Origin of the sequence: Klebsiella sp. WP4-W18-ESBL-05 (assembly GCF_014169075.1) — a bacterium.
GTDB classification, from domain to species: domain Bacteria; phylum Pseudomonadota; class Gammaproteobacteria; order Enterobacterales; family Enterobacteriaceae; genus Kluyvera; species Kluyvera ascorbata_B.
The window spans coordinates 3,120,458-3,136,728 of sequence record NZ_AP022057.1; the positions used below are offsets into that span (position 1 = coordinate 3,120,458).

The 16,271-nt window shown below is 55.5% G+C and carries 15 protein-coding genes; 8 read left to right on the forward strand and 7 right to left on the reverse strand.

All coding sequences use genetic code 11. From position 1 onward, the window contains the following. Positions 1-51: 51 nt before the first annotated feature. The 7 genes from H7R58_RS15040 to preA all read left to right on the forward strand — a co-directional run bounded on the left by H7R58_RS15040 (position 52) and on the right by preA (position 6,998). Entirely contained in the window at positions 52-975 is a 924-nt protein-coding gene (locus H7R58_RS15040; RefSeq protein ID WP_106924413.1) for a LysR substrate-binding domain-containing protein, read from the forward strand. A gap of 124 nt (positions 976-1,099) precedes the next feature. Continuing rightward, positions 1,100-1,498 (forward strand): CidA/LrgA family protein, encoded by a 399-nt coding sequence (locus H7R58_RS15045; RefSeq protein ID WP_106924412.1) that lies wholly within the window; start codon positions 1,100-1,102, stop codon positions 1,496-1,498. After that, positions 1,498-2,193 (forward strand): CidB/LrgB family autolysis modulator, encoded by a 696-nt coding sequence (locus H7R58_RS15050; protein ID WP_106924411.1) that lies wholly within the window; start codon positions 1,498-1,500, stop codon positions 2,191-2,193. The genes H7R58_RS15045 and H7R58_RS15050 overlap by 1 nt, the downstream gene beginning before the upstream one ends. Before the next feature lie 129 nt (positions 2,194-2,322). Next, positions 2,323-3,207, forward strand: coding sequence for a cytidine deaminase (cdd, locus tag H7R58_RS15055; RefSeq protein ID WP_106924410.1), 885 nt, complete (start codon positions 2,323-2,325; stop codon positions 3,205-3,207). Between the two features lie 196 nt (positions 3,208-3,403). Continuing rightward, complete coding sequence (sanA, locus tag H7R58_RS15060; protein WP_106924409.1) at positions 3,404-4,138, forward strand: outer membrane permeability protein SanA; 735 nt, start codon at positions 3,404-3,406, stop codon at positions 4,136-4,138. Positions 4,139-4,527: 389 nt separating this feature from the next. Beyond that, the gene (locus tag H7R58_RS15065) at positions 4,528-5,760 is read left to right on the forward strand and encodes an NAD(P)-dependent oxidoreductase (protein WP_182930304.1); all 1,233 of its coding nucleotides are present in this window, start codon (positions 4,528-4,530) and stop codon (positions 5,758-5,760) included. 2 nt (positions 5,761-5,762) lie between these two features. Then, positions 5,763-6,998, forward strand: a complete 1,236-nt coding sequence (gene preA, locus H7R58_RS15070; RefSeq protein ID WP_182930303.1) for an NAD-dependent dihydropyrimidine dehydrogenase subunit PreA — start codon at positions 5,763-5,765, stop codon at positions 6,996-6,998. A gap of 75 nt (positions 6,999-7,073) precedes the next feature. Here preA and mglC read toward each other — a convergent pair whose 3' ends face one another. The 7 genes from mglC to H7R58_RS15105 form a co-directional block, all read right to left on the reverse strand. Continuing rightward, entirely contained in the window at positions 7,074-8,084 is a 1,011-nt protein-coding gene (mglC, locus tag H7R58_RS15075) for a galactose/methyl galactoside ABC transporter permease MglC (protein WP_106924406.1), read from the reverse strand. 15 nt (positions 8,085-8,099) lie between these two features. Beyond that, positions 8,100-9,620, reverse strand: a complete 1,521-nt coding sequence (gene mglA, locus H7R58_RS15080; protein WP_106924405.1) for a galactose/methyl galactoside ABC transporter ATP-binding protein MglA — start codon at positions 9,618-9,620, stop codon at positions 8,100-8,102. A gap of 72 nt (positions 9,621-9,692) precedes the next feature. Continuing rightward, complete coding sequence (gene mglB / locus H7R58_RS15085) at positions 9,693-10,691, reverse strand: galactose/glucose ABC transporter substrate-binding protein MglB (protein ID WP_106924404.1); 999 nt, start codon at positions 10,689-10,691, stop codon at positions 9,693-9,695. A 291-nt stretch (positions 10,692-10,982) separates the two neighbouring features. Then, positions 10,983-12,005, reverse strand: coding sequence for an HTH-type transcriptional regulator GalS (galS, locus tag H7R58_RS15090; protein ID WP_106924403.1), 1,023 nt, complete (start codon positions 12,003-12,005; stop codon positions 10,983-10,985). A gap of 157 nt (positions 12,006-12,162) precedes the next feature. Continuing rightward, positions 12,163-13,320 carry a DUF418 domain-containing protein YeiB gene (gene yeiB, locus H7R58_RS15095; protein ID WP_182930302.1) on the reverse strand — a complete coding sequence of 386 codons (1,158 nt, stop codon included), beginning with the start codon at positions 13,318-13,320 and terminating at the stop codon, positions 12,163-12,165. A 20-nt stretch (positions 13,321-13,340) separates the two neighbouring features. Beyond that, positions 13,341-14,009: a GTP cyclohydrolase I FolE gene (gene folE / locus H7R58_RS15100; protein WP_106924401.1), complete on the reverse strand. Its 669-nt coding sequence runs from the start codon at positions 14,007-14,009 to the stop codon at positions 13,341-13,343. Positions 14,010-14,124: 115 nt separating this feature from the next. Next, positions 14,125-15,258 (reverse strand): YbfB/YjiJ family MFS transporter, encoded by a 1,134-nt coding sequence (locus H7R58_RS15105; protein WP_182930301.1) that lies wholly within the window; start codon positions 15,256-15,258, stop codon positions 14,125-14,127. Positions 15,259-15,396: 138 nt separating this feature from the next. Here H7R58_RS15105 and fghA point away from each other — a divergent pair, with 138 nt between their 5' ends. Continuing rightward, positions 15,397-16,233, forward strand: a complete 837-nt coding sequence (fghA, locus tag H7R58_RS15110; protein WP_182930300.1) for an S-formylglutathione hydrolase — start codon at positions 15,397-15,399, stop codon at positions 16,231-16,233. The last annotated feature ends 38 nt before the right edge of the window (positions 16,234-16,271 follow it).

Sequence of the window (16,271 nt, forward strand, 5' to 3'; positions counted from 1 at the left end):
GAGTTGTACAATGGCATTTCATGCCTAACCATAACCTGGAGGTTATATCTGATGGCAGACTGGACGCAGAAACTGAAGCTACATCATTTGCATATTCTGGTGGCGCTCGGCGAGCAGGGAAATCTGACCCAGGTGGCGAAGATGATGCACATCACCCAGCCTGCGCTGTCGAAATGGCTCACCCAATTTGAAGAGGAGCTGGGTCTGACGCTGTTCGAACGGCACAGCAAAGGGCTGCGTCCATCGGAAGGCGGTAAACTGCTGCTTCAGCACGCCCAGCGGTTGATCAACGATATCGAGCGTTCACAGTTTGAGATGGAGCGATTTAAGCAAGGAGGGCTGGTCGGCAGCCTGAAAATTGGCTGCTCGCCGGTGGCAACCGACTGCGTCTCCCACGCCATTTTCCCGCTGCTGGCCGAAATGCCGACGCTGCATCTCAATATCGAAGAGAAAGTCATGACCCCGCTGCTGCACGATTTGCAGTCGGGCGTGGTGGACGTGGTGGTCGGGCGCATCGGCGGCCGGGCGCTGGAGCTGCCGTTAAACTACGAAGTGCTGTACACCGAGCCGGTATGTTTTGTCTCACGTCCCGACCATCCGCTGGCGCGCCTTCCTCGTCTGGGTTGGAACGACCTGGCTCCGTGGCGCTGGATTGTCTGGCCGAACGGAACGCCTATCCGCCAAAGTATTGACAACGCGCTGGTAGAAAACGGCGTCATGCTGCCGGAAAATACGATTGAATCGGCATCGATGAACGTGAGCGTCAACCTGCTGCAAAGCAGCGATATGATCTCTATTCTGTCTTTGCGTCTCGCCGAGCGCTACCAAAGTCAGGGGCAGCTGTCGATTCTGGCGCTGCCGCGCATTGAGCAGAAAGGCAGCGTTGGCGTATTCTGGCGTAAGAAGGATCTACCGTCGCTGGCGCTGAGCCGTTTTCTCCACTATTTATCGCACCCGGTACAAAGCGAGAGCTAGCCCCTTGCACTGGGCCTGATGTTCCGCGTGTCTATATCAGGTATGCTCAGATTTCATGATGTGATCGGTAGCACATTTTAGGGTTTAATTGTATGATGAATGCATTCCACCAAAGGTGAATCCCATGCTCAAATCACTGAATCTTATCTGGCAATACCTGCGTGCATTCGTGCTGATTTACGCCTGTCTTTATGCCGGAATTTTCGTTTCATCGCTGCTGCCGATTACCATTCCCGGCAGCATAATCGGCATGCTTATTCTTTTCGTCCTGCTGGCGCTCCAGGTTCTGCCCGCCAAATGGGTTAACCCCGGCTGCTATGTGTTAATTCGCTACATGGCGCTGCTGTTTGTCCCGATTGGCGTAGGCGTCATGCAGTACTTTACCCTGCTAAAAGCTCAGTTTGGCCCGGTCGTAATCTCCTGCACCATCAGTACGCTGGTGGTGCTGGTGGTGGTGAGCTGGAGCTCACATCTGGTGCACGGTGAACGTAAAGTCGTTGGGCAAGAAGAGGCGGATAAATAATGTTGCATTATATCTGGTGGTCCCTGCCGCTAACCCTGGTCGTGTTCTTTGCCGCTCGCCGGCTGGGCGCACGCTTTAAAATGCCGCTGCTCAACCCGCTGCTGGTGTCGATGGTGGTGATCATTCCGTTCCTGATGCTGACCGGCATTCCGTACGATCGCTACTTTAAAGGCAGCGAAGTGCTGAACGACCTGCTGCAACCGGCGGTGGTGGCCCTCGCCTATCCGCTCTATGAACAGCTGCACCAGATTCGCGCCCGCTGGAAATCTATCATCACCATCTGCTTTATCGGTAGCGCGGTGGCCATGATTACCGGGACTTCGGTCGCGCTGATGATGGGCGCATCACCGCAAATCGCGGCGTCTATTCTGCCAAAATCCGTCACCACGCCGATTGCAATGGCGGTCAGCGGCAGCATCGGCGGGATCCCCGCCATCAGCGCCGTGTGCGTGATTTACGTCGGGATCCTCGGCGCAGTATTTGGCCATACCCTGCTCAACCTGATGCGTATCACCACGAAAGCCTCGCGCGGACTGTCAATGGGTACCGCATCGCACGCGCTGGGGACCGCACGCTGTGCAGAGATGGACTATCAGGAAGGCGCATTCAGTTCGCTGGCGCTGGTTATCTGCGGGATTATCACCTCGCTGATTGCCCCGTTCCTGTTCCCGATCATTCTGTCGGTGGTGGGATAAAACGAGACAAATCACACATTTTCAAATGCAATTACATACGTTGCATTAACAATGAGATATTGATCACTAATTGAAGCGTTCGTGCCCCGTACACTACCATTCCATTACAACGTTACGAGGCACAACGCCATGCACCCACGTTTTCAATCTGCTTTTACGCAACTGGCGGCAGATCTGCAGACCGCTATCGCCCCGCTGTTAGCCGATCCGCACTTTCCTGCTCTGCTGACCGCCGAGCAGGTCTCTTCGCTGCAAAAGGCGACGGGGCTGGACGAAGACGCGCTCGCTTTCGCGCTCCTGCCGCTGTCTGCAGCCTGCGCCCGCGCGGACCTCTCCCATTTTAACGTCGGCGCGATTGCCCGCGGCGTCAGCGGCACCTGGTACTTCGGCGGCAACATGGAGTTTCTCGGTGCCACCATGCAACAAACGGTTCACGCTGAACAAAGCGCCATCAGCCACGCCTGGCTGCGCGGCGAAAAAGCGCTGCAGGCCATTACCGTTAACTACACGCCGTGCGGCCACTGCCGTCAGTTTATGAACGAGCTGAACAGCGGGCTGTCGTTGCGTATTAACCTGCCAGGCCGTCAGCCGCATACGCTGAAAGACTACCTGCCGGATGCGTTCGGGCCAAAAGATCTCGATATCAAAACGCTGCTGATGGATGAGCAGGATCACGGCTATCCGCTTGAAGGCGATGCGCTGGCACAGGCTGCTATTCAGGCCGCTAACCACAGCCACACCCCGTACAGTCAAGCGCCTTCCGGCGTAGCGCTGGCGCTGCGTGATGGTACGATTTTCAGCGGCAGCTATGCAGAAAACGCGGCGTTTAACCCAACGCTGCCGCCGCTGCAGGGCGCACTAAACCTGCTGAGCCTGAACGGCTACGACTACCCGGATATCCAGCGTGCCGTTCTGGCCGAACGCGCCGATGCGCCGCTGATTCAGTGGGATGCCACCGCCGCGACGCTGAAAGCGCTGGGCTGCCACAATATCGATCGCGTGCTGTTAGGTTAACGATGTAGGCCTGATAAGCGTAGCGCTATCAGGCGAACTGGAGCAGATTGCCGGATGGCGGCTTTGCCTTATCCGGCCTACAAACGGCAATCCGTCTCCGTTGTCTAATTTCCCCGCAATTAAACGATGGTTTCTTGCTCTTGCCCGACGGGTACAGTAGCCTGATGTCTCCCTCGTCGACTATTGAGCCAAGTGAATGTTAAAGCGTGTGTTATACAGCCTGTTAGTCCTGTGCGGCCTGCTGCTGTTGACCGTGCTGGGTCTTGACCGTTGGATGAGCTGGAAAACCGCACCCTATATTTACGACGAGCTTCAGGATCTTCCCTACCGCCAGGTGGGCGTGGTGCTCGGCACCGCGAAGTATTATCGCACCGGCGTTATCAATCAGTACTACCGCTACCGCATTCAGGGCGCGCTCAACGCCTATAACAGCGGCAAGGTTAACTATCTGCTGCTGAGCGGTGACAACGCGCTGCAAAGCTACAACGAGCCGATGACCATGCGCCGCGACCTGATTAAAGCCGGCGTTGCGCCGGAAGATATCGTGCTGGATTACGCCGGTTTCCGCACGCTCGATTCCATTGTGCGCACGCGTAAGGTGTTCGATACCAACGATTTCATTATCATCACCCAACGTTTCCACTGCGAGCGCGCGCTGTTTATTGCACTGCATATGGGGATTCAGGCGCAGTGCTACGCCGTGCCGTCGCCGAAGGATATGTGGAGCGTACGTCTGCGCGAATTTGGCGCCCGCTTCGGCGCGCTGGCCGATCTGTATCTTTTCAAACGCGAACCGCGCTTCTTAGGCCCGCTGATTCCCATTCCGGCCCAGCAGGAAGTCCCCGAAGATGCGCAGGGCTACCCGGCGGTGACGCCGGATCAAATGCTGGAGCTACAGAAGAAGAAATCCGCCGCTAAGGTTGATGAGTGATATCGCTGTCACACATCACGTAAAATGCGAATAACGCGCGATCTCAGGTACTTAGCTTGTCTTTATCGTGTTTGCTGCCGGAGGCCATTCTGATGATGCCGTCGATTGGCTTTAAATTGATGACAGACAAACTGGCACGGTGGGACAGCTATGAATGCGCAAAATAAAACAGAGTAAACCTCCGCTTCAGATAAATTGCTCTAATGGATTCTCATTGCGCAAACAGTTCCTATTTGCATCTTATGTATTCCTGCTATCTCCGAAAAAACACAGTATAAATAGGGCTATTTGTGAATGCTTTCACAGACCCCTCCCCTTCATCCGCTTAGCCTGCCAGTAGTTGTTTCACTTTATTTGCCTTAATTAAACTAATCATTAAGGGAGCCATCATGTCACAACACGAATATCAGGCTGAGCTGATTCCCGCCTTTACGCCGCTATTGGCGATCAAAGAAGCTTCCCGCTGCCTGCTGTGCCACGACGCGCCGTGCAGTCAGTCTTGTCCGGCGGAAACTGACCCGGGCAAGTTCATTCGTTCAGTCTATTTCCGCAACATTAAGGGCGCAGCCGAAACCATTCGGGAAAATAATGCGTTAGGGGCCGTGTGTGCACGAGTCTGCCCAACGGAAAAGCTGTGCCAGCAGGGCTGCTCGCGCTCGGGAATCGATACACCGATTGATATCGGCCGCCTGCAGCGTTTTGTCACCGATTTTGAGCAGCAAACGGCAATGCAGATTTACCAGCCGGGCCGTAAGGATAAAGGCAAAGTCGCCATTATTGGCGCGGGCCCTGCCGGATTACAGGCCAGCGTCACGCTCACCAACCTGGGTTATGACGTTACCCTGTTCGAAAAAGAGGCCCAGCCCGGCGGCTGGCTACGGCACGGCATTCCGGAATTTCGCCTGCCGCAAAAGGTCCTGGATACTGAAATTGCGCGCATCAGCGAAATGGGCGTGACGATTCGCTGTGGCTGCGAGGTTGGCAAAAACCTGACGCTCGCCGAGCTAAAAACCGACTACCGCGCCGTACTGCTGACCGTTGGGATGTCCAAAGGCTCGACGCTGCCGCTGTTTAACGACGCCAGCCAGGTCGAAATTGCCGTCGACTTTCTCCAGCATGCTCGTACCTCTGGCGGCAACATCAGCGTACCGCAAAGCGCGCTGATTGTCGGCGGCGGCGACGTGGCGATGGACGTGGCCAGCACGTTGAAAATACTCGGCTGCCCGTCCGTCACCTGCGTAGCGCGCGAAGAGATGGCCGAATTCCCGGCAAGTGATAAAGAGTTCACTACCACCCAGGCACTAGGCGTGTCAATTATTGATGGCTTTACGCCTGTCGCCGTGACGGGCAACAACGTCACTTTCCAGCACGTTCGCCTGCCCGGCGAGCTGACGCTGACGGCAGAGCGTATTTATCTCGCCGTGGGCCAACGCGCCGAATTAGAGGCCTTTGCGGGGATTCAGGCGCAGCGCAATATCGTGGAAACGCGCAACTACCAGACCCGCGATCCTCAGCTGTTTGCCGCGGGCGATATCGTCAAGGGAGATAAAACCGTCGTCTACGCCGTGAAGACCGGGAAAGAAGCCGCTCAGGCCATTCATCACTATTTAGAGGAGGCATGAACATGTTAACTAAAGATCTGTCGGTCACCTTCTGTGGCGTCAAATTCCCTAACCCGTTCTGTCTCTCGTCTTCACCGGTAGGCAACTGCTACGACATGTGCGCCAAGGCCTATGACAGCGGCTGGGGCGGTATCGTGTTTAAAACTATCGGCTTCTTTATTGCCAATGAAGTCTCCCCACGCTTCGATCATTTAACCAAAGAAGACACCGGGTTTATCGGCTTTAAAAACATGGAGCAGATTGCCGAACACCCGCTGGCGGAAAACCTGGCGGCGATCCGCCAGCTCAAGCAGGACTATCCCGATAAAGTGCTGATCGCCTCGATCATGGGCGAAAATGAACAGCAGTGGCAGGATCTGGCGAAACTCGTCGAAGAAGCCGGTGCCGACATGATCGAATGTAACTTCTCATGCCCGCAGATGACCTCCCACGCGATGGGCAGCGACGTCGGGCAAAGCCCGGAGCTGGTAGAGAAATACTGCCGGGCGGTGAAGCGCGGCTCTTCTCTGCCCATGCTGGCCAAAATGACGCCAAACATCGGCGATATGTGCGAAGTGGCGCTGGCGGCCAAACGCGGCGGTGCCGACGGTATTGCGACCATCAACACCGTTAAATCGATTACCAATATCGACCTCAATCGAAAAATCGGTATGCCGGTGGTCAACGGCAAATCCAGCATCTCCGGGTATTCCGGCAAGGCCGTGAAGCCGATTGCGCTGCGCTTCATTCAGCAGCTACGCACTCACCCCGAACTGAAGGACTTCCCTATCAGCGGGATCGGCGGGATTGAAACCTGGGAAGACGCCGCCGAGTTTTTACTGTTGGGCGCAGCGACGCTGCAGGTCACGACCGGCATCATGCAGTACGGCTATCGTATCGTCGAAGATATGATAAGCGGCCTCTCCCACTACCTTCACGATCAGGGCTTCCATTCGCTTGATGAGATGATTGGCCTTGCCAACCACAACATCGTACCGGCCGAAGACCTTGACCGCAGCTATATCGTCTACCCGCATATTCATCAGGAAAAATGCGTCGGCTGCGGCCGCTGCTATATCTCCTGCTACGACGGTGGGCATCAGGCGATGGAGTGGAATGAGGAGACCCGCACGCCACATTGCAATACCGAAAAATGCGTCGGCTGCCTGCTCTGTGGACACGTCTGCCCGGTGGCCTGCATTAGCCTTGGGGAGATATCCTTTAAACCGGGTGAAAAAGCGCACGCCGTCGCGCTTTAATCCCTTCGACCTGGTCTGCAAAATCAAAAGCCCGGCTTTTTTCGCCGGGCTTTTCTTATGTTTCTCTTGCTACGCTTATTTCTTACGTGCGTATTTCAGGGAGTCCAGCGCCACGGCGAAGATAATGATCCCGCCCTTGATGATGTACTGCCAGTAAGGGTTCACGCCGATATAGGTGAGGCCGTAGTTGATAACGGTGAAGATAATGACACCGGTCACTACGCCCAGCACGGTACCTACGCCGCCGCTGAACGATACCCCGCCGACCACGCAGGCCGCAATCGCATCCAGTTCATACATAAAGCCAAGGTTGTTGGTCGCCGAGCCGATACGGCCCGCTTCCAGCATCCCGCCGAAGGCATAGAACACGCCGGACAGCGCATAAATCACCAGCAGGTTCAGCGCCACGTTAACGCCGGAAACTTTCGCTGCTTCCGGGTTGCCGCCGATGGCGAAAATATTTTTACCAAAGCGGGTTTTGTTCCACAGGATCCACACAAAACCAACGGCGATCAGCGCGTAGAAGGTGATGTAGGATAAGCGGAAGCTCCCCAACGCAATAAAGCCCTGCGTGAAGGTGGAGAAGCCGCTGTCAAAGCCGGAAATTGGCGATGCGCCCACGAAGTCATAGTACAGGGAGTTAATACCGTACACGATGATCATGGTACCCAACGTGGTGATAAACGGCGTCACGTTCAGATAAGCAATGATAATACCGTTAATCAGACCAATCACCGCGCCAATGGCGCAAACGATCAGGATAACCACGAAGATAGGCATGGTCGCCATCTCCGGGAATACCTTATTGGCATTCTCCATCGACTGTAACAGCGTCGCCGCAATAACCGCCGCCAGACCCACCTGGCGACCCGCCGACAGGTCGGTACCCTGGGTCACAATCAGCCCCGCCACGCCCAGCGCAATGATAATACGTACCGAAGACTGGGTCAGAATGTTACTGAGGTTCAGCAAACTCAGGAACGTTGGGTCCTGGATAATAATAATGGCCAACAGAACCAAAAGAACGACGTAAATACCGCCATCTTTGAGATAGGTCAGAAAGCTTTTTTTATTTAACGCACTCATGTCGAGCCCCTGCGATTAAAGGTGCAATGACGCAAGACGGAGAATTTCGTTTTGCGTTGTTGTTTTTGTTTCTACAATACCGGCAACCAGGCCATTACTCATGACAAGGATGCGGTCAGTAATACCCAGTAGCTCAGGCATTTCTGAAGAAATAATAATGATCCCTTTATCTTTCTTCGCCAGCTCAGCGATCAGTTGATAAATTTCAAATTTCGCGCCAACGTCAATACCGCGGGTGGGTTCATCGAGCATCAGAATTTCTGGTTGAGTCAATAACCAGCGGCCAATAATAACCTTCTGCTGGTTACCGCCCGATAGTGAACCAATCTGAGTATGGTGCCCCGGCGTTTTCACACGCATAGAGTCAATAACCCACTGGGTGTCGCTCTTCATGCGCGAATTATCCAGCAGGCCAATTTTGTTTTTATAGCTCTTAATATTTGAAATTAATGAGTTAAAACCGATATCAAGATAAGCGTAAATCCCGGTTGAACGACGTTCTTCGGTCACCAGGGCGAAACCGTTATTAATGGCTTCATTGGCGTTATGGTTGTTGATTTTCTTCCCGTGCAGCGTAATGGTGCCGGAAGATTTCTCACGGACGCCAAACAGCGTTTCCACGATATCGGTACGCTTGGCGCCCACCAGCCCGGCAATCCCGAGAATCTCGCCTTTGCGCAGCTGGAACGAGACGTCGCGAATCGACGGCTGACGCAGCGAGGTCAGGTGCTGAACATCGAGAATCACCTCACCCGGCTTATTCTGGCGATCGGGGAAGCGCTGGTTCAGCGAACGGCCCACCATCATGGCGATAATCTTGTCCATATCCAGCCCTTCCAGCGGCTGGGTGGCGATCCACTGCCCGTCGCGCAGAACGGTAATTTCATCACACAGCTGGAAGATTTCTTCCATCTTGTGGGAGATATAGACAATGCCACAACCGCGATCTTTCAGCTTACGGATAATGGTGAACAGATGGTTCACCTCTTTCTCCGTCAGCGACGAGGTTGGCTCATCCATAATCACGATTTTCGCGTTATAGGAGAAGGCCTTGGCGATTTCAATCATCTGCATCTGTGAGACGGATAACGTGCCCACGCGGGCGCGCGGGTCAATATCAATATCCAGCTCATCAAAGATGGCTTTGGTATCACGGTACATTTTGTCCTGATCGACAAACACGCCTTTGGTGGGGTAACGCCCCAGCCACATGTTATCCATCACGGAACGCTGTAATACCAGGTTAAGCTCCTGGTGCACCATCGAAATGCCGTTTTCCAGCGCCTCTTTGGCAGAATGGAAATCAATTTCTTTACCCTGGAAGAGAATACTGCCGGAATCTTTTTGGTAGATCCCAAATAGGCATTTTAATAACGTTGATTTGCCCGCACCGTTCTCACCCATTAATGCATGGATAGAGTGCGGGCGAACTTTCAGGTTAACATTATCGAGTGCTTTTACGCCCGGAAATGACTTGTTGATCTGGCTCATTTCCAACAAGAATTCGCCAGACGGCTCTCTATTATTGTTGTCCATATATACCTGGCTGCGATAATTCTGCGTCAGTATTTTTGGGGCGCACGGACGTACGCCCCATATATTTAAAGATTACTTACCGGTGAATTGGCTAAGGTTGTCTTTATCTACGCCAACGTAAGGTACGCGGACGATTTTGTTTTCGATTTTCCAGTTAGTACCGTCAGCGGCACCTTTGCCTTCAGCCAGGTTTTTCGCCAGATCGAAGGTGGCTTTCGCCTGGTTGTTAGCATCGTTCAGCACGGTACCGGCCATCGCACCGGATTTCACCAGCGCCAGCGCTTCTGGCAGGGCATCCACGCCGAATACCGGGATGGAAGATTTGTTGTGCGCCTTCAGCGCTTCTACTGCACCCATTGCCATCGCATCGTTGTTGGCGATAACCACTTCAATTTTGTTGGCGTTCGGGCCGGACAGCCAGGCGTCCATTTTGTCTTTAGCCTGAGCGGTATCCCACATGGCGGTATCCAGCTGCAGCTGTTGGGTTTTCAGACCTTTGTCATTCAGCTCTTTGATAACATAGGTGGTACGCGCTTCAGCATCCGGATGGCCCGGTTCGCCTTTCAGCAGCACGAACTGAATCTGACCGTCTTTGTTCAGGTCCCAGTTCGGGTTTGCCGCCCAGTGTTTAGCAATCAGGTCGCCTTGGATAATGCCGGATTCTTTGGAGTCGGTGCCCACATAAAACGCTTTGTCATAGCTATCCAGCGCTTTACGAGAAGGTTCTTTGTTGAAGAAAACGATCGGCACGTTCTGGCCGCGCGCTTTTTCAATGACCGTACCCGCAGCCGCCGGGTCAACCAGGTTAATCGCCAGCGCTTTCACGCCTTTTGCCAGCAGAACGTCAATCTGATCGTTCTGTTTGGACTGGTCGTTCTGGGAGTCGTTCATCAGCAGCTGAACGTCCGGGGCGGACTTGCCGTCTTTCTCAATCGCCTTGCGCACAACGGACATGAAGTTGTCGTCGTATTTATAAATCGTCACACCGATACGCGTATCGGCAGCGTGCGCTGCGGCACCGAAAAACATGCTGGCCATCAGAGCAGACAGGGTTAACACCTTCTTATTCATGGTATCTCCGGTTTTATTATGCAGGGTAGTACGGGTGAAAATAGTCGGCGGGCATGGTTAATGGAATGTTACCACCCGACGAAATTCACTGATAAAAATTTGTTCTTCCGTGTTGAGTAACAATCCAGGTTACGATTAAAACTGTTTTTGCAGCCGTTCAACGCGATTAAAAGTGATTAATCACCGTTACATCATGTTTCAGTCTGGTAAACGCTGCCACTATAGCCACGGCGATGTTAACAATCTGTGAATTTACTCACAGATTGAAAACGGTTACATCGGTTTAACACTTTAGTTCGTGATGGGATGCACAAATTGCCGCTGAGCGACCGAATGACGGCGTACCAGGGTCGGCATAAAGCAGTGCGTCGCATCGGCATCGAGCTTGCCCGCCGCCCCCAGCAATGCCAGTTCTGTGGCCTGTTTCGCCATTGAAACAATGGGATAGCGCACGGTAGTTAACTGTGGATCGGTGTAACGCGCGATGGGAATGTCGTCAAAACCAATCACTGAAACCTGCTGCGGCACCGCAATGCCGTTGTCTTTAAGCGCGCTTAGCGCACCGGCAGCCATGCTATCGTTGTAAGCAAACACCGCCGTTAACCCGGCGTTGCGTCCCAGCAGTTCAACCATTGCCGCTTCACCGCCCTGCATATCCGGCGTGCCGGTACCCACCCAGCTCTCGGGCCCAACAATGCCCTGCTCCAGCAGCGCCCGCGACCAGCCTTCCCGCCGCAGGTCGTCATCTTCGATATGGTGGCTGGACGCCAGGTACCCGATACGTTGATGGCCATGATTGAGCAACATCCGCGTGCCCATCAGCGCGCCACTCACGTTATCCAGGCACACGCAGCGATGCGCGTAGCCGGGAACAAGACGGTTGATAAGCACCATGCCGGGCATCTGCGCCATGAATTCACTGATTTCACGGTCGCTCAGCGCTTTCGAATGCACGATCAGCGCGCTACAGCGCTGGCGGATGAGCACCTCAATGGCATTACGCTCTTTATCTGCCTCATGGTAGCTGTTACCAATCAGCACATTTTTGTGATGCTGCTGGGCCACCGTATCAACGGCTTTGACCAGCGCACCGAAGAAGGCGTCGGAGACATCCATAACCACCACACCGATGGTGTCGCTCACCTGGGTCGCCAGCGCCTGGGCGTTGGCATTAGGCCGATAGCCCAGCGCGGCAACCGCTTTCATCACCGTATCCCGGGTGTCCTGACTCACCAGCGCGCTATTGTTCAGCACCCGCGAAACGGTGGCGACGGATACCCCCGCCTGGCGGGCGACATCACGAATGGTGACCATACTCACCGCCCGGTAGACTCTTGCTGCTGTACACGTGACACCTCCTGGGTCCATCAAGAAGCGCTATTCTGGCAGCGAGTTTGCGGCAACTACGTGAGGGAGTTCACACGTCTGGAAACGGTTACATCCATTTTGTTAATGGTTGTGATCTTGATCGTTATCTAAATGTGTTGCGGAAGGAAACGCCTGCGGCTTTTGCCGTCAGCTGTCGCCACAGCCACTCCACCGGCCCCTGACGGAAACGGCGCAGCCACAGCAGCGAAAAGGTAAGGTTGACCAGCCAGACCGGAACCACAAACGCCAGCAGCATCAGGCGGTCAAAGTCCATAAACAGGCCGAAATGGTAGAACAACGTGGTGCAGATAAGGGTTTGTAGCAGATAGTTAGTGAGCGCCATACGCCCTACGCAGGTCACTGCGGCAGTCAGCTTAAATCGGCTGATTTGTGGCCAATAACCGTAGGCTAACGCCGCGTAGCCGAGCGTCTGAAGCGGCGCGCTGATTTCACGCGGGGCCTGCAGCAGGAAAGCGCACCAGCGGTAGTCCCAGCCAAGATGCCACTGTAACGCAATGGACGGCAGATTAATCAGCACGCCGAGCGTAATGCACACCGCCGCGCAGCGGCGATAGTGGCGCGGGCTGAACTGCCCTTTCAGCCAGCCGCAGCGCATCAGCGCGGCGCCCATCAGCATCATCCCCGCCAGCTGCCAACCGTACTGTGCACCCAGCGCCAGCAGGTTTGCCGATAGCATATCGGCGCGGTTTCGGAAGGCTTCAACGCCGCCGTTCAGCTTCCAGTAGTGTTCGTAAAGCAGGCTTGACGCATCCGGCAGCCACGAGCGGCTTTGCCCGTTATCGGCAATCAGCCCCAGCAGGATAAGCACCGCAACGCCCACGGCGTACAGCATCACGCCGGTATTAAACAGCGCCTTCACTTCACCGGCATCGCGCACCAGACGCCAGCAAATCAGCCCCACCAGCGCATAGGCCAGCAGAATGTCGCCGTCCCAGAATAGCAGCGCGTGTATAAACCCAAGTAGAGCCAGCAGCGTTAAACGACTTTGGATCCAACGCGAACCGCGCGGCAGCAGAAGCTGTAGTCCTGCGCCAAATAGCAGCGCAAACAGCGTGAGGAATTTAACCTGCGCGAAAAGGTCAAGAACAGCCCACGTCCAGGCATCGCGCGAGGTGACCTCACCGTACCAGGCCGGGTTAAGGTAAGCCGCCTTCGGTAAACCGAAGGCGCTGATATTGAGCAGCAGAATTCCGAGTATGGCAACGCCACGAATAAAATCCAGCGTGACGTTACGCTCCATCTACCGACTCCGTTTACCGATTAGTTGTGGTGACGCACCGCGCGCAAGAACTCCTGGCGGGTATTCTGGCTGGACTTGAACAGGCCGCCGAGTGATGTCGTGGTGGTGGCACTGGTCGCATCACGAATACCGCGCGCCTTCACGCAGTAGTGCACCGCATCGATGGACACCGCCACGTTGTTGGTGCCAAGCAGCGTTTGCAGCGCGGTCAGAATTTGCTGCGTCAAACGCTCCTGCACCTGAGGGCGCTGGGCAAAGAACTGCACAATGCGGTTGATTTTCGACAAACCGATCACCGAATCTTTCGGGATATAGGCCACGGTCGCTTTACCGTCAATGGTGACAAAATGGTGTTCGCAGGTACTGGTCAGGGTGATATCGCGCACCGTCACCATTTCATCGACCTTCATTTTGTTCTCAATGACGGTAATTTTCGGGAAATTCGCGTAATCGAGGCCCGAGAAAATTTCGTTTACATACATTTTTGCTATGCGATGCGGCGTTTCCATCAGGCTGTCATCACTCAGATCGAGATTCAGCAGCTGCATGATCTCAGTCATATGTCCAGCAATCAGGCGCTTACGGGTTTCATTATCCATTTCGCGCACCGGTGGGCGCAGCGGGGTTTCCAGACCACGGGCGACCAGCGCTTCGTGGACCAGGACCGCTTCTTTACTTAGTGATGACATAGTGTTTCTCCTGCAGGTGTGGCGCTTTGCTTTTATTGGTGCAAAGTTTGCACTCATTGTGCGTGAGGCGACGCACAGAATCCAGTCTTCGGCGCGATAATTATTGCAATCGTTCTTATCTTTCGGGCTGCGGACGCCAGACCAGCATCCCGCCAATCAGCAGGGCCACGGCGGCGATGCCCAGCGCCGGTTCCAGCCGCTGCGTCAGCCAGGTTGAGAGCGCCGACGTCATCGGCCCCACCAGTTGACCAATGGCGTAGCCGGTGGTTAAGAGCCCGGCCATATAACGCGTATGATGCGGAGCCAGCTCCCGCCCGAACAGCAGCGACAGCTGAACCGCCGCCAGGAAGCCGCCGCCAACCAGCAGCGCGCCGACGACCAGGCCGCTCATTCCCGGCAGCAGCCAGGCAGCGAGCACACCCGCCCCCTGTAGCCACAAGACGATGGCCAACCGCTGATGGCTGTGGCCAAAGCGGCGCATCGCAATGCTCAGCGCAATTCCCGTCGCCCCGGCCAGCCCAAAAACCGGCCAGATAAACTGGGCAAACAGACTGTCTGGAAAACGCTGGCTGGCCAGTTGTGACAAGAACGTTGCAGGTAAAATATAGCCGAAACCGGCCAGGCTGTAGCTCCAGACCAGCCGCCGTAAAGGCGTCGTGAGCGTCAGGGGTGGCGGCTGCTCGCCGCTGCGATGCAGCTCACCGGGACGCGGAAGCCAGCGCGCGACCATGACCACCAGCAGCAGCGCCAGCACGCCATAGAGCTGCCAGCCCGCAGCGGCGCTCAGCGACTGGGCGTGAATAAAGACGCCGAGCAGCCCGCTGATGGCGATCCCGGCCCCCGGCCCGGCAAACACCGCCGCGCTGAGCCCCGGCCGGGCATAATGTGCCAGCCGTTCATTGACCCACGCTGCCGTTAGCACCATCCCCCAGCCGCTCATGCAGCCGATGACAAAGCGCAGCGCACCGTGTAACCAGGCGTTATCCGCCAGCGCGGAGAAAAAGGTCAGCGCGACAGCGCCAATAATGCCCAGATACAGCCGCGCTTCAACGCCGCGACCGGCGCGCATCGCATCCCAGGCCCCGACCAGATAGCCCAGATAGTTCAACGCCGCCACCAGCCCGGCGCTGGTCAGCGTCAGCTGGCCTTCGGCAATCATCAGCGGCACCTGAGGCGTAAAGGCAAAACGCCCTATCCCCACCGTCGTCACCAGCACCAGAAAGCCGCTGAGCGCAATTCGTACCGGCATGAACGCCTCAAATGTAAAATTAAAGTTATCTTTATGATGCAACATGTGAAGCATGTGCGGAAGTGAAAGTTACTCACCGACGATGAATTATCTGTATGATGACATTATTAATTCTGACCAAAACCGCGAGGAGCCCGCATGGAAATGCTTGAAGAGCACCGCTGTTATGGCGGCTGGCAGCAGCGCTGGCAGCACCATTCCACCACGCTGAACTGCCCGATGACGTTGAGTCTGTTTTTGCCGCCAGAAGGAAAAAAGACGCCGCCGCCGGTGCTGTACTGGCTGTCCGGCCTGACCTGCAACGATGAGAACTTCACCACCAAAGCGGGCGCGCAGCGCATCGCCGCCGAGCTGGGTATTGTTCTGGTGATGCCGGATACCAGCCCACGCGGCGAAGGCGTAGCCAACGATCCGGGCTACGATCTGGGCCAGGGCGCCGGTTTTTATCTCAACGCCAGCGAAGCCCCCTGGGCGGCCCACTTCCGCATGTACGATTACCTGCGCGACGAGCTGCCGGCGCTGATTCAGGCGCAGTTTAACGTCAGCGATCGCTGCGCCATCAGCGGCCATTCCATGGGCGGCCACGGTGCGCTCATGCTGGCGCTGAAGAACCCAGGTCAATACTGTAGCGCGTCAGCCTTTGCGCCGATCGTCAACCCGTGCCGGGTACCGTGGGGGCAGAAAGCGTTTAATGCCTATCTGGGGGATGACGTTACTCGCTGGAAAGAATGGGACAGCACCGAGCTGCTGCTGGCAAGCCAGGCAGAACATGCCATCCCGATGTTGATTGATCAGGGCGATAACGATCAATTCCTCGCCGATCAACTGCAGCCTGCGGTCTTTGCCGAAGCCGCGCGGCAGAAAGACTGGCCGCTGACCCTACGCATTCAGCCGGGTTACGACCACAGCTATTACTTTATTGCTTCGTTTATTGAAGATCACCTGCGCTTCCACGCCGAACACCTCTTCAAGTAGGCCGGATAAGGTGCTCGCGCCGCCATCCGGCAATGCCT

Excerpts from the sequence above, each read along its gene's own strand:
- H7R58_RS15040 (WP_106924413.1), top strand. The coding sequence starts at position 52 with ATGGCAGACTGGACGCAGAAACTGAAGCTACATCATTTGCATATTCTG.
- H7R58_RS15045 (WP_106924412.1), top strand. The coding sequence starts at position 1,100 with ATGCTCAAATCACTGAATCTTATCTGGCAATACCTGCGTGCATTCGTG.
- H7R58_RS15050 (WP_106924411.1), top strand. The coding sequence starts at position 1,498 with ATGTTGCATTATATCTGGTGGTCCCTGCCGCTAACCCTGGTCGTGTTC.
- cdd (WP_106924410.1), top strand. The coding sequence starts at position 2,323 with ATGCACCCACGTTTTCAATCTGCTTTTACGCAACTGGCGGCAGATCTG.
- sanA (WP_106924409.1), top strand. The coding sequence starts at position 3,404 with ATGTTAAAGCGTGTGTTATACAGCCTGTTAGTCCTGTGCGGCCTGCTG.
- H7R58_RS15065 (WP_182930304.1), top strand. The coding sequence starts at position 4,528 with ATGTCACAACACGAATATCAGGCTGAGCTGATTCCCGCCTTTACGCCG.
- preA (WP_182930303.1), top strand. The coding sequence starts at position 5,763 with ATGTTAACTAAAGATCTGTCGGTCACCTTCTGTGGCGTCAAATTCCCT.
- mglC (WP_106924406.1), bottom strand. The coding sequence starts at position 8,084 with ATGAGTGCGTTAAATAAAAAAAGCTTTCTGACCTATCTCAAAGATGGC.
- mglA (WP_106924405.1), bottom strand. The coding sequence starts at position 9,620 with ATGGACAACAATAATAGAGAGCCGTCTGGCGAATTCTTGTTGGAAATG.
- mglB (WP_106924404.1), bottom strand. The coding sequence starts at position 10,691 with ATGAATAAGAAGGTGTTAACCCTGTCTGCTCTGATGGCCAGCATGTTT.
- galS (WP_106924403.1), bottom strand. The coding sequence starts at position 12,005 with ATGGTCACCATTCGTGATGTCGCCCGCCAGGCGGGGGTATCCGTCGCC.
- yeiB (WP_182930302.1), bottom strand. The coding sequence starts at position 13,320 with ATGGAGCGTAACGTCACGCTGGATTTTATTCGTGGCGTTGCCATACTC.
- folE (WP_106924401.1), bottom strand. The coding sequence starts at position 14,009 with ATGTCATCACTAAGTAAAGAAGCGGTCCTGGTCCACGAAGCGCTGGTC.
- H7R58_RS15105 (WP_182930301.1), bottom strand. The coding sequence starts at position 15,258 with ATGCCGGTACGAATTGCGCTCAGCGGCTTTCTGGTGCTGGTGACGACG.
- fghA (WP_182930300.1), top strand. The coding sequence starts at position 15,397 with ATGGAAATGCTTGAAGAGCACCGCTGTTATGGCGGCTGGCAGCAGCGC.